Origin of the sequence: Pseudomonas spirodelae, from assembly GCF_034653255.1 — a bacterium.
In the GTDB taxonomy this organism is placed as follows: domain Bacteria; phylum Pseudomonadota; class Gammaproteobacteria; order Pseudomonadales; family Pseudomonadaceae; genus Aquipseudomonas; species Aquipseudomonas spirodelae.
Genome location: NZ_JAYEET010000009.1, coordinates 95,791 through 107,986, shown reverse-complemented (window position 1 = coordinate 107,986; position 12,196 = coordinate 95,791). Strand labels below are relative to the sequence as shown.

Sequence of the window (12,196 nt, the reverse complement as noted above, 5' to 3'; positions counted from 1 at the left end):
GGTTTACGCCACGCGGCCTGGCGGCGTAGTGGCGTAAGCGGTGGGTTAAACCACGCGAAAGGTTAAAGCGTTCCGACGAAAACCCCTTGGCATGCTGACCCTGTTAGGCTGAGCTCTGTTTTATCAGCGTCATGACTTGAGGTCAGCATGCCTGCAGTTCCACACCGACTTCCCCTCTGGACTTGGTTGCTGCCGCTGCCACTGCTCCATCTGGCCACCTGGCTGTCCCTGGCGACTCAGTTCACTGAAGGCGCGGCATTTTGGTATCCGCCGTTTGCCCTGGCCCTGGTCTTCGCCCTGTGGTGGGGTCCGCGGGTGTTGCTGGCGGTGTACCTCAATGCCATGTTGTCCATTCCGCTCTGGGACTTGGAATGGCAATGGGCCCCCTTGTATGCCTTGCCGGAAACCCTCGGCGTGGCGTTGGCGTGGGCATTGTTACGCCTGCGACCGTTTGATCCGGCGTTGCCTGACCTCAGCCATCTGCTGCGGTTTGTCGCGCTTGGCGTCCTGTTGCCCGTTCTGCCCATGGTGCTCGGCGTGCAAGGCAACCTCTGGCTGCACGGCTATGTAGCCTGGGCGGACGTGCCGAGGGGCATTGTGACCTTGTGGTTGGCCGATAGCCTGAATGCGTTAGCCATCAGCATTCCGTTGCTGGCTTATCTAACGCCGTGGGTGCGCCGCCGCGGTTGGTTGGCCGCGCCTGTGTTGAACGGTTGCCAGCAGGTGCCTGAGGTGCTGCGCCATTTGCCGCCTTGGCCTTTGTTGTTAGTGCTTTTGGCCGGCATGCCCTGGTTGCTCGGGTTGCTGCCACTGACTCTGAATTTGCCGCTGGTTGGCGTGATGATGCTGGCGCTAGCGCTGGTCTGGGGCTTTGCTGGCAGCATCTGCGGCGCGGTGCTCAGCGTGTTGATGATCTTGATCCTACCGTTGCTGCGCGGCTTTGCTGATGCGGCCGCCTGGCTTGATCCGCAGCGCCTGGAACTGCACATCAGTGTGTTGCTGTTTATGCTCGCCACGCTGTTGGTGGGGCGCAGCCTGAGTGATCTGCGCCAAGCATTGGCGCGCAGCGCGCAGATGCAGCAACAGTTGGCGCTGGCCAATTTGGCGCTGGAGGCCAGCCCGCTGGGCGTAATCATTGCCGATGCCCGTCAGCCTGAGCTGCCGTTGATCTACTGCAACCCCGCCTTTACGCAGATTACCGGCTACAGCCGCGATGAGACGCTGGGCAATAGTTGGCATTTCCTGCTCCGTGATGACCAGCAGCAACAAGGTTTCAATCGCTTGCAGCAGGCAGTACGCGAGGGCGTCGGCTGCGATGTGGTGCTGCGCAACTACCGCAAAAATGGCCAGTTGTTCTGCAATGAAATTACCCTCTCGCCGATGCGTGATGAGCAGGGCATCAGCCACTTTGTCGCCCTGCAAAGCGATGTCACAGCCCGCGAGCACCTGGCCACCCAGGTCCGCGTGCAGAGTGATGAGCTGCTCAAACAGAGTCATCTGTTCAGCCAGACCGAGCACATTGCCAACCTCGGCGGCTGGGTACTGAATGTGGCCGACAAAAGCATGGATTGGAGTGCCGGTTGCTTTCGGATCTATGAGCTTGACCCCAAAAACGGTACCCCGGACTTGGACGGTGCCTTGAGCTATCTGGATGCCAGTGGACGCTTGCTGGCCGAGCAGACACTGCAGCAATTAATTGGCGGGCTTGAGCTGTTTGACTTCGAAGCACGGCTGTTAACGGCCACGGGTAAAACCCGCTGGCTGCGTATTCGGGGCATATCCGAGCGCGACGGCGCCGAGCTGGTGAGGGTCTATGGCGCTCTGCAAGACGTCAGCGCGCGCAAATACGCCGAACAGCAGCTGCACGAACGTGATGAGCGTCTGCAGCTGTTCTTTGAGGCGCCGCTAATCGGCATGGCATTGGCCGGGCCGAGCCTTGCCTGGGAAGAGGTCAATCACAAGCTCTGCAGCATTCTTGGGCGCAGTCGTGAGCAAGTGTTGGCGTGTAGCTGGCGCGAGCTGTCACTGGAAGACGATCTGCTGGTCGAGCAACCGCTGCTCGATCAGGTGCTCAGCGGCAGCCGTGAAGGCTTCGAGCTGGAAAAACGCTTCCGTCGCGCCGACGACAGCCTGGTGCACACACGGGTGAGCCTGCGTGCGGTGCGCCACAGTAATGGCCGGGTGCGCATGTTCCTGCTGCTGGTCGAGGACATCAGCCAGCGCCTGCAGGCCGAGGCGCGCTACCGCACCATCGTCGAAAATGCGCCAGAGGCGATCATGCTGTACGACCTGAGTGGCAGCTTTGTCGAGTGCAACGACAATGCCCTGCGTCTGTTGCGTTACTCCCGCACCGAGATCGCCAGCAAACACGTGTTTGACCTGAGCCCGAATAAACAGGCGAATGGCCAGATGAGCGCTGAACTCGGCCAGGTTTACCTGCAGCGAGCGATGGCGGGCGAGACCCCGGTATTCGATTGGCTGCACCGCGACAGCAAGGGCCGGCAAATCCCCTGCGAGGTCCGCCTGGTGCAGATGCCCGGTGATCCGCCAATGATTCGCTGCAGCATCAGCGATATTTCCGACCGCCAGCGCTATCAGCGTGAGATCGAGCGGCTGGCCTTCAGTGACGAACTGACCGGTCTGCCCAACCGGCGCTTGCTGCTTGATCGGTTGCAGCACGCGATGGACCGCGAGCAGCGTGAGGGGACGTTGGGCGCGCTGCTGTTTATCGACCTCGACCACTTCAAAACCGTTAACGACAGCCTGGGGCATCTGGTGGGTGATGGCCTGTTACGTGAGGTTTCGGTGCGCCTGGCCAGTGGTTTACGTACCGAAGACACCTTGGCGCGGATGGGCGGCGACGAGTTTGTGGTGTTGCTTGAAGGGCTCGACAGCAACCCACGATTGGCCGCCGAAGCGGCGGCGAGCACAGCGGAAAAGCTGCTGAAAAGCCTGGTCGGCGCCTGTTGGATTGACGGCCATGAGCTGTCGATCAGCGCCAGTATCGGTATTGCTCTGCATCCTTTTGGTCGCCAGGCGGCCGCCGATGTGCTGAAGCAGGCGGATACCGCCATGTACCAAGCGAAGCAGGGCGGGCGCAATGCCTTGCACTTCTTTGCTCCTGAGATGCAGGCCGCCATCGATCAGCGCCTACAACTGCAGAGCGATCTGCGCCAAGCGGTGCAGCGTGACCAACTGTTCCTGGTGTTTCAGCCCCAGCTCAGCCTGGCCACCGGGCAGATTACCGGCGCCGAAGTGCTGCTGCGCTGGGTGCATCCGGAGCGTGGCGAAATTCTGCCCGGCGACTTTATCCCGCTGGCGGAAGAAACCGGGTTGATCGAGGAATTGGGCGACTGGGTCCTTGAACAGGCGTGCGCCGCCCTGGCGCGCTGGCTACCGCAGTGGCCGCAGCTGGTGTTGGCAGTCAACCTCAGCCCGCGCGAGTTGCGCCAGCGCAGTTGCGTGGCACGCGTCAGTGAGTGTTTACAGCGGCACAAGGTGCCGGCTGCGGCACTGGAACTGGAGATCACCGAAGGCGTGTTGCTGGAAGAGGTTGAGCAGTGCATCAGCAATATGCAGGCGCTCAAGGCATTGGGGGTGCGGTTTGCCATTGATGACTTCGGCACCGGCTATTCCTCGCTGACGTACCTCAAGCGGTTGCCGCTGGACCGTCTAAAAATCGACCGCAGCTTTACTTGGGACATGGACGGCGAAGATGGTAGCGGCCTCATGCTGGTGCAGACCATTCTGGTGATCGCCCGCAACCTGGGTCTGGAATGTATCGCCGAAGGCATCGAAAGCCAGGCTCAGCTCGACTGCCTGCGCGAGCTTGGCTGCGCGCTGGGGCAGGGTTATTACTTTAGCCGGCCGTTGCGGGAGGCGGATTTTCTGGCTTGGGTGGCGCGGCACCCACTATCGGCTTGAGTATGCGTTTCGGCCTCCCAGCCGCGTCCAGTAGTGATCTGTAATACCGGCCCGGCCATCCTTGGCCGGGCTTCGCCTATATCCGGCTCACCCCTTGCCCTTGGTGCGGGTTAGGTGCGGGCCACCGTTCTTCTCGATGTACTGAATGATGATGCCGGCCACGTCTTTGCCGGTGATGGTTTCAATGCCTTCCATACCGGGCGACGAGTTCACCTCCATCACCAGCGGCCCGTGGTTGGAGCGCAGAATATCCACACCGGCCACGCTCAAACCCATGACCTTGGCCGCACGGATCGCGGTCATGCGCTCTTCCGGGGTGATTTTGATCAAGCTCGCGCTGCCGCCGCGGTGCAGGTTGGAGCGGAACTCGCCGGGCTTGGCCTGGCGCTTCATCGCCGCGATGACCTTGTCGCCAACGACGAAACAGCGGATGTCGGCGCCGCCGGCTTCCTTGATGTACTCCTGCACCATGATGTCCTGCTTCAGGCCCATAAAGGCCTCGATCACCGACTCGGCAGCGGTGGCCGTTTCACACAGCACCACGCCGATGCCCTGGGTGCCTTCCAGCACCTTGATCACCAACGGCGCGCCGTTAACCATGTCGATCAAGTCGGCGATGTCATCCGGTGAGTGAGCGAAACCCGTCACCGGCAGGCCAATACCACGGCGTGACAGCAGCTGCAGTGAGCGCAACTTGTCGCGCGAGCGGGCGATGGCCACCGATTCATTGAGCGGGAATACCCCCATCATCTCGAACTGGCGCAACACCGCGCAGCCATAGAAGGTGACCGATGCGCCGATGCGCGGAATCACCGCATCGAAGCCTTCCAGCGGCTTGCCACGGTAGTGGATCTGCGGCTTGTGGCTGGCGATGTTCATGTAGGCGCGTAGGGTGTCGATCACTACCATCTCGTGCCCCCGTGCTTGCCCGGCTTCGACCAGGCGGCGGGTGGAATACAAGCGCGGGTTGCGCGACAGCACAGCGATCTTCATTGGGCACCAGGGGAGTCAGCAAGGGTGGGTTTGTTTTGTACGTAGGTCAGCGCCGGATTGACCAGCAACTGCCCGTCTATCAGGGCTTTGGAACCGAGCAGCACGCGGTAGCGCATGGTTTTGCGGCAAGTCAGGGTGAATTCTACCGGCCATTCACGCTCGCCCAGGGTCAGGTGGGTGCGGATCACGTAGCGTGATTGGCTGTGGCCGTTGGAGCTTTTGATGGTCTTCACCGATACCAGCTGCGCTTCGCAGCGGTGCCGACGTTGCACCAGGGTGCCAATGTGCGCGGTAAAACGCACCCAGGGTTCGCCACCCCGGTCGAATGGCTGGATATCGCTGGCATGCAGGCAAGAGGTGCTCGCGCCGGTGTCAATCTTGGCGCGCAGGCCGACCATGCCCAGTTGCGGCAGGTTGATCCATTCGCGCAGGCCGATCACCGCCAGTTGGTCAAATGTCTTCAAAGGGCCCATCCATCATATTTGCGGGCATTCTAGTTGGCCCTTATGACAACTGCATCAGGCAAAATGTCCGCCTGCACCGGGTGAACAGTGAGGATTCGATGAGCGATAAACATGACGACAAGGTGCGCCTGGATAAATGGCTTTGGGCCGCGCGCTTCTTCAAGACCCGCGCCTTGGCCAAGGCCGCCATCGAGGGCGGCAAGGTGCATCACCGCGGCGAGCGCTGCAAACCGGGTAAAGAGCCGAAAGTCGGTGATGTCTACGTGATTCGCAACGGTTTTGATGAGCGCAGCGTGGTCGTGCAGGCACTGTCGGTGGTGCGTCGCGGCGCGCCGGAAGCGCAAACCCTGTACGCCGAAACTCCTGACAGTATTGAGCGCCGCGAACAGGCGGCGGCGCAGCGCAAGGCCGGCGCCTTAGGCATGCAAACGGATGGTCGGCCGAGCAAGAAGCAGCGGCGGCAGCTGCATCAGTTTCACGATAATCAGGAGTAAGGCGCGGCGCAGGCTTAAAGCACGCCGCCGCGCCGTTCAGGCTAGCGTCCGCTGATAACGCTTAGGCGGCCGATCAACGGCAGCTGGCTGAGCACGCGTGTCAGCGGCAAGGTCGCCCGCTCCAGCCATTCGCTGGCTTTGTAAGCGAAGGGCGTAAAACAGGCCCAGGCCAAGCCCAGCAGTGCGAGAAAGACACCGCCCACCAGCGCGTCTGAGCCCCAATGTGCGCCGGCCACCAGGCGTGGCAGCATAAAGATCACGGCCATTGCCCAGATCAGTAGCAAGCGCCCGTTGCGCGCAAAAAAGCTCAGAAACATGGCCCAGATCAACAGCACCGAAGCGTGATCGCCAGGAAAGCTGCGGGTGGCACTGTCTTTCAGGTCCCAGCGCTCTTCCCATCCTGGGAACAGCTCGGTCAGCCGCGCGGCGCCTTCGACCACCAAAGATGCACTCGGGCGCTGCCAACCCATCAGTTTGACCAGTTCGGCGAAGCCAACGCGAAACAGCAGCATGAGGGTCAGTGTCGCCAGGAAGGCATACAGCGCTTTGCGCACTTGGGCGCCACTGAATACCAGGTCGGCCTTGAGCATCACGGCCAGCATCAGCACGCCAACTCCCATATCGACCGGACGCATGCTGCCGATCGCCCAGGTTTTTGCCCACAGGCCGGCTGCATGCACGGGCTGATTGAGCAGGGCAAACAGTTGCAGATCAAACTGATCCCACAGCGCACGGCTGGGTGCCCAGACCCAGCTGGCGAGCAGGAGCAGGGCGACAATATGGCAGGCGATTAATGGCCGCGTGCGCCATTGATCATTTAAAAAGGTGGGGTTCATGCAGTGGCATCCTTGTCATCTGAAGGGCTTTAAGGCGGCGCGCATGCTAGGGATTCAACCCATTAATTGCAAAGCTTCAGGCCGTTTTTGGCCGCTAACTGTGATGCGCGTGGCTATCGATAGCCTTTACCCGCCAGGCTGATAGATAAGAGGCGCTTGGTCGGGCGGGCGTTTGCGCCTAAAATTGCCGGCCGAGTCACATTCAGTGAAATTGGCATGTCTGATTTTTCCCAACGCTTCTTGTTCGACGACAGCGATATCCGTGGTGAGCTGGTTGGCTTGACCGACAGCTACAGCCACGTCCTGGCCAAGCACGCCTACCCGCAACCGGTCGCCCAACTGCTGGGTGAGCTGCTTGCTGCCGCCTCCCTGCTGATTGGCACACTAAAATTTGAGGGGCTGCTGATTCTGCAGGCGCGTTCCTCCGGTGCGGTGCCGCTGTTGATGGTGGAGTGCTCCAGCGAGGGCGAGTTGCGCGGTATTGCGCGCTATAACGCTGAGCAGATCGGTGCCGATGCCAGCTTGCGTGAGTTGATGCCCGACGGTGTGTTGGCCATAACCGTCGACCCGAAGGCCGGACAGCGTTATCAGGGTATCGTCGATCTTGAGGGTGACACCCTGGCCGACTGCCTGACCAACTACTTCAACACCTCCGAGCAGTTATCCACGCGGTTTTGGCTCAGTGCCGATGGTCAGTGTGCGCGTGGTTTGCTGCTGCAGCAGCTGCCGGCCGACCGCCTGAAGGACGATGATGAGCGCGAAGCCAGCTGGCAGCACGCCCTGGCTTTGGCTGATACCGTGAAAACTGAAGAGCTGCTTGGCCTGGATAACGAAACCCTGCTGCACCGCCTGTATCACCAGGAAGCACTGCGCCTCTTTGACCCGCGCGCGCTGCAATTTCGCTGCAGCTGCTCGCGTGAGCGTTCCAGTCGTGCGCTGGTCAGCCTCGGCCAGGAAGATGCCGAAGCACTGGTGCAGGAGCATGGCGGCAGCGTGGAAATCGACTGCCAGTTCTGCAACGAGCGTTACCTGTTCGATGCCGCCGATGTGCTGCAGCTGTTTCTCGACGGCAGCAGTGAAGCACCGTCGGATACGCGCCACTAAACCCATGACTGCACACTGCGCCGCGGTGATCTGATCAGAGGCTGCACTTGCAACCTGCTTTTCTGGCATAATCCGGCGCACTTTTTTCGCTGTAGTAGTGCTCCACTTTCTACTACAAAACGTTTGGAAGACTCGGCCGCGTGGCCGACGGGGACCCACATGACGCAAGCCAACACCGCCGTGCACACCGACATCAGCGCCGCCCAACTGGTCGAAGAAGCCCTTCGTCGCGGTGAAGGCGAGCTGGCCGCTAATGGCTCGCTGGTTGTTCGCACTGGCCATCGCACTGGTCGTTCGCCGGCTGACCGCTTCATCGTGCAAGAGCCGAGCACCGAGGCGAAAATCGCCTGGGGCGCGATCAACCGTCCGTTCCCGGCCGACAAGTTCGACGCCCTGTGGGATCGCGTTCAGGCGTTCTCCGATGCCCAGGACAGTTTCGTCTCCCACGTGCATGTAGGTTCTGCCGAGGCACACTACTTGCCGGTCAAGATGACCACCGCGACGGCGTGGCAGAACCTGTTCGGCCGCTGCCTGTTCATCAACCCCGAGTCGTTCAACCCGGCGGGCAAAGATGAGTGGCAAGTGCTCAACGTGGCCAACTTCGAGTGCGTGCCAGAGCGTGACGGCACTAACTCCGATGGTTGCGTGATCATCAACTTTGCCGCCAAAAAAGTTCTGATCGCAGGCATGCGTTACGCCGGCGAGATGAAGAAGGCCATGTTCAGCGTGCAGAACTTCCTGCTGCCAGACGCCGACGTACTGCCGATGCATTGCGCCGCCAACATCGGTGAAGAAGGCGACGTGACCCTGTTCTTCGGCCTGTCCGGCACCGGCAAGACCACCCTGTCGGCTGACCCGAGCCGTTACCTGATCGGTGACGACGAGCACGGCTGGGGCGTGGGCGTGGTGTTCAACATCGAAGGCGGTTGCTATGCCAAGTGCATCGACCTGTCCGAGAAGAACGAGCCGGTTATCTGGAAAGCTATCCAGTTTGGCGCCGTACTGGAAAACGTCGTGCTCGACGAGAACCGCGTACCGAACTACGCCGACGACAGCTTGACGCAGAACAGCCGCGCCGCTTACCCGCTGACCCACGTTGAAAAGCGTAGCGAGAAGAACCTCGGTGGTGAGCCGAATGCGGTGATCTTCCTGACTTGCGACCTGACCGGCGTGCTTCCGCCCGTGTCGATCCTCAACGAAGAGCAAGCGGCTTATCACTTCCTCTCCGGTTACACCGCGCTGGTCGGTTCCACCGAAATGGGCAGCGGCAGCGGTATCAAGTCGACCTTCTCCACCTGCTTCGGCGCACCGTTCTTCCCGCGTCCAGCCGGCGAATACGCAGAATTGCTGATCAAGCGCATCCGCGGCTTTGGTTCCAAGGTCTATCTGGTCAACACCGGCTGGACCGGCGGTGGCTACGGGGTTGGCAAGCGTTTCAACATCCCGACCACCCGTGGCGTGATCGCCGCAATTCAAAGCGGTGCGCTGATCGGTACTGAAACCGAGCAGTTGCCGATCATCAACCTGAGCGTGCCGAAGTCGGTGCCAGGTGTTGAAACAAACCTGCTCAACCCACGCAACACCTGGGCAGACCAGAACGCCTACGACGAAGCCGCTAAAGGGCTGGCGGGCTTGTTCATCGAGAACTTTAAAAAGTTCGACGTGTCCGATGCCATCCGCAACGCGGGTCCACAGCTCTAAGCTGTTGCTCGTACGTTGAAAAAAACCGCCTTCACCGGCGGTTTTTTTATTTCGGGCAATCACAGCGATAACCTGTGGGAGGTGCTTTAGCGGCGAGCTTTCGATCTGAGGAGTCGTCGCGGCTAAAGCCCCTCCAATTTTTTGTCGCGGCAATAAAAACGGAAAAGCCACCTTGAGGTGGCTTTTTGTGCGTATCTGTAAGCAGATTAAGCACGTGGTCTAACGGTGCAGTGCATCTTGCTCGGGCGGCCGCTCTTCACGGCCTCAGTGTGGCTATGTAGTTGCTTCGGGCCTCAGGCTTAACGGGTTGGCAACTCAGGCCATTTCCAGTGCGTATACCCTGTGGCTGTCGACTTGTGCATGGCTGGCTAGCGCCAGATAGGTGTCGATGTGTCACAGGCAGCGCTGGGGCTTTCGAGTTGTATGGCAGCGTTAGCCTTCGGTCGGCACAGCTCACGGCGAACAGGCAGGCTACCAACCGTTGTTCCCATCAGCCCGCCATCTGCGGGCGCCACTCCGTGTTGGTGGAGTGATGTGTGCGGCCATTTGGTCCTGATGAGCGATCTAGTTGGTAACCGGCAAGCTGCCGTTGAAACCAGATACCTGCATACTCGTCCCCTTTCTTTGCCTATATGCATTCAATGTAACCCAGCAATGCCGGCGGCATTAGTTGGATTGGTAATAGCGCAATGTCCTGTAGGTCTTAATTGTTGTTTACCGCCGTTGCGGTCAATGGAGTAACCGCTATGAGTACCCTCGAACGCGTATTTGGCTTTCAACAGCTGCGCCCAGGCCAAGAACGGGTGGTGACTGCGGTGCTGGCGGGGCGTTCGGCGGCGGCGATTTTCCCCACCGGTTCAGGTAAATCGTTGTGCTACCAGCTGCCGGCGCTGCACCTGCCGCACCTGACCCTGGTGGTCTCGCCCTTGTTGGCGTTGATGCAGGACCAGCTGGCGTTTCTGCATGGCCGTGGCATCAGCGCCGCCAGTATCGACTCGGCGCAAAGCCGCGAGCAGGCCTCTGAGGTCATGGCTAAGGCGAAATCCGGCGAGCTGAAGATTCTGATGATCTCGGTTGAACGGCTGAAGAATGAGCGCTTCCGCAACTTTATCGCCCAGGTGCCGATTTCCCTTTTGGTGATCGACGAGGCTCACTGCATCTCCGAGTGGGGGCATAACTTCCGCCCGGATTACCTCAAGCTGCCGGACTACCAGCGCCAGTTCGGCATACCGCAGGTGCTACTGCTCACCGCCACGGCCACGCCACCGGTGATTGCCGATATGCAGAAGAAGTTCGCCATTGCGGCGGATGATGTGGTCACCACCGGTTTCTACCGCGCCAACCTCAATCTGCTGGTCGAGCCGGTCAGTGGTGCCGATAAACAGCAGCGTTTGCAGCAGTGGCTGGGGGTCAAGGCCGGGCAGCCGAGCATCGTCTACGTCACTCAGCAAAAAACTGCCGAGCAAGTGGCTGCGCGCCTGAGCCAGCGCGGCATTGCCGCCAGCGCCTACCACGCGGGCATGCCGCATGAGGCGCGTGAGGCGATACAACGCCAGTTTATGGCCGGGCAGATCAACTGCATCGTTGCCACCATCGCCTTCGGCATGGGCATCGACAAGAGTGACATCCGCAATGTGGTGCACTTTGACCTGCCCAAATCCATCGAGAACTACAGCCAGGAAATCGGCCGCGCCGGGCGTGACGGTCAGCCTTCGGATTGCCTGGTGCTGGCCAATCGAGACAGCCTCAACGTGCTGGAGAACTTTGTTTACGGTGATACGCCTGAGCTGGAGGGCATTCGTTGCGTGCTCGATGAGCTGCTGGGCAGTAGCCAGAACGGCGAATGGGAGCTGATGCTCAATCAGCTGTCCGAGCAGAGCAATATCCGCCAACTGCCGCTGAAAACCCTGCTGGTGCAGTTGGAGCTGCGTGGCATCATCGCGCCGCGCTACGCCTATTTCGCCGAATACCGCTTCAAATACCTGCTGGAGCCTGAGGCACTGCTGGAGAAGTTCGACGGCGAGCGGCGGCAGTTTGTTGAAGCGCTGATCAGCACCTCACAACGCGCGCGCACCTGGTGTACGGTGGATTTCGACCAGCTCTACGGGCAGCACCAAGCCGAGCGCGGCCGGGTGATCAAGGCGCTGGATTACTTTCAGGAAAAGGGCTGGATCGAGCTGGAAAGCAAGCAGATGACCGAGGTCTACGCCTTGCTTGACCCCGCGTTTGATCCGGCCTCACTGAGCGCCGAATTGCACGGTTATTTCAGCCAGCAGGAGGCCAGTGAGATTCGCCGGATTCACGCCATGCTCGCGCTGTTTGCCAGCGAGCAGTGCCTGAGCCAGCGTTTGGCGGCGTACTTTGGTGATGCCAATGCGCCGCAGCAGTGCGGGCATTGTTCGGTATGCCGTGGGCAGGTGGCCCACCTGCCCACGCCGCCGGCCTTGCCGCCTCTGGCTGAACAGGATGTACACGGGCTATGCGACAGTTTTGTGCGCAAATATCAGGAGCTCAAAGGCCGCGAGCCGAGCGCCGAGTGCCTGACGCGCTTTCTCTGCGGTATCAGCGTACCGCTGTTTACCAAGCTCAAGGCGCGCCAGCTGGGCGGCTTTGCGGCGCTGGAGAACTATCCCTATGCCGAGGTGCGCGCGTGGTTGGCTGAGCAGAATGGCTAACCGTT

The 12,196-nt window shown here is 60.5% G+C and carries 8 protein-coding genes; 5 read left to right on the top strand and 3 right to left on the bottom strand.

Features of this window, described 5'->3' with window-relative positions; all coding sequences use genetic code 11:
* Nucleotides 1–147 precede the first annotated feature (147 nt).
* The gene (locus tag SOP97_RS04090; protein ID WP_322948301.1) at nucleotides 148–3,924 is read left to right on the top strand and encodes a bifunctional diguanylate cyclase/phosphodiesterase; all 3,777 of its coding nucleotides are present in this window, start codon (nucleotides 148–150) and stop codon (nucleotides 3,922–3,924) included.
* 87 nt (nucleotides 3,925–4,011) lie between these two features.
* Here the strand turns inward: SOP97_RS04090 and rimK are convergent, their stop codons facing one another.
* Both rimK and rimB read right to left on the bottom strand, forming a co-directional pair.
* Nucleotides 4,012–4,917 (bottom strand): 30S ribosomal protein S6--L-glutamate ligase, encoded by a 906-nt coding sequence (gene rimK / locus SOP97_RS04085; protein WP_274087079.1) that lies wholly within the window; start codon nucleotides 4,915–4,917, stop codon nucleotides 4,012–4,014.
* The gene (gene rimB / locus SOP97_RS04080; protein ID WP_322948300.1) at nucleotides 4,914–5,381 is read right to left on the bottom strand and encodes a retropepsin-like aspartic endopeptidase RimB; all 468 of its coding nucleotides are present in this window, start codon (nucleotides 5,379–5,381) and stop codon (nucleotides 4,914–4,916) included. Before rimB ends, rimK begins: the two co-directional genes overlap by 4 nt.
* Nucleotides 5,382–5,479: 98 nt before the next feature.
* Between rimB and SOP97_RS04075 the strand changes: the two genes are divergently transcribed.
* Nucleotides 5,480–5,875 (top strand): RNA-binding S4 domain-containing protein, encoded by a 396-nt coding sequence (locus SOP97_RS04075; RefSeq protein WP_322948299.1) that lies wholly within the window; start codon nucleotides 5,480–5,482, stop codon nucleotides 5,873–5,875.
* A 41-nt stretch (nucleotides 5,876–5,916) separates the two neighbouring features.
* On the opposite strand, the gene SOP97_RS04070 is transcribed toward SOP97_RS04075, so the two are convergent.
* Nucleotides 5,917–6,711 carry a phosphatase PAP2 family protein gene (locus SOP97_RS04070; RefSeq protein ID WP_322948298.1) on the bottom strand — a complete coding sequence of 265 codons (795 nt, stop codon included), beginning with the start codon at nucleotides 6,709–6,711 and terminating at the stop codon, nucleotides 5,917–5,919.
* A 216-nt stretch (nucleotides 6,712–6,927) separates the two neighbouring features.
* Between SOP97_RS04070 and hslO the strand changes: the two genes are divergently transcribed.
* The 3 genes from hslO (at nucleotide 6,928) to SOP97_RS04055 (ending at nucleotide 12,191) form a co-directional block, all read left to right on the top strand.
* On the top strand, nucleotides 6,928–7,815 hold the full coding sequence (gene hslO, locus SOP97_RS04065) for an Hsp33 family molecular chaperone HslO (protein WP_322948297.1): 888 nt from the start codon (nucleotides 6,928–6,930) through the stop codon (nucleotides 7,813–7,815).
* A 159-nt stretch (nucleotides 7,816–7,974) separates the two neighbouring features.
* Complete coding sequence (locus SOP97_RS04060; RefSeq protein ID WP_274087083.1) at nucleotides 7,975–9,516, top strand: phosphoenolpyruvate carboxykinase; 1,542 nt, start codon at nucleotides 7,975–7,977, stop codon at nucleotides 9,514–9,516.
* A 746-nt stretch (nucleotides 9,517–10,262) separates the two neighbouring features.
* Entirely contained in the window at nucleotides 10,263–12,191 is a 1,929-nt protein-coding gene (locus SOP97_RS04055) for a RecQ family ATP-dependent DNA helicase (protein WP_322948296.1), read from the top strand.
* Nucleotides 12,192–12,196: the final 5 nt, after the last annotated feature.

Coding starts and splice junctions, on each gene's coding strand:
- SOP97_RS04090 (WP_322948301.1), top strand. CDS start 148: ATGCCTGCAGTTCCACACCGACTTCCCCTCTGGACTTGGTTGCTGCCG.
- rimK (WP_274087079.1), bottom strand. CDS start 4,917: ATGAAGATCGCTGTGCTGTCGCGCAACCCGCGCTTGTATTCCACCCGC.
- SOP97_RS04075 (WP_322948299.1), top strand. CDS start 5,480: ATGAGCGATAAACATGACGACAAGGTGCGCCTGGATAAATGGCTTTGG.
- SOP97_RS04070 (WP_322948298.1), bottom strand. CDS start 6,711: ATGAACCCCACCTTTTTAAATGATCAATGGCGCACGCGGCCATTAATC.
- hslO (WP_322948297.1), top strand. CDS start 6,928: ATGTCTGATTTTTCCCAACGCTTCTTGTTCGACGACAGCGATATCCGT.
- SOP97_RS04060 (WP_274087083.1), top strand. CDS start 7,975: ATGACGCAAGCCAACACCGCCGTGCACACCGACATCAGCGCCGCCCAA.
- SOP97_RS04055 (WP_322948296.1), top strand. CDS start 10,263: ATGAGTACCCTCGAACGCGTATTTGGCTTTCAACAGCTGCGCCCAGGC.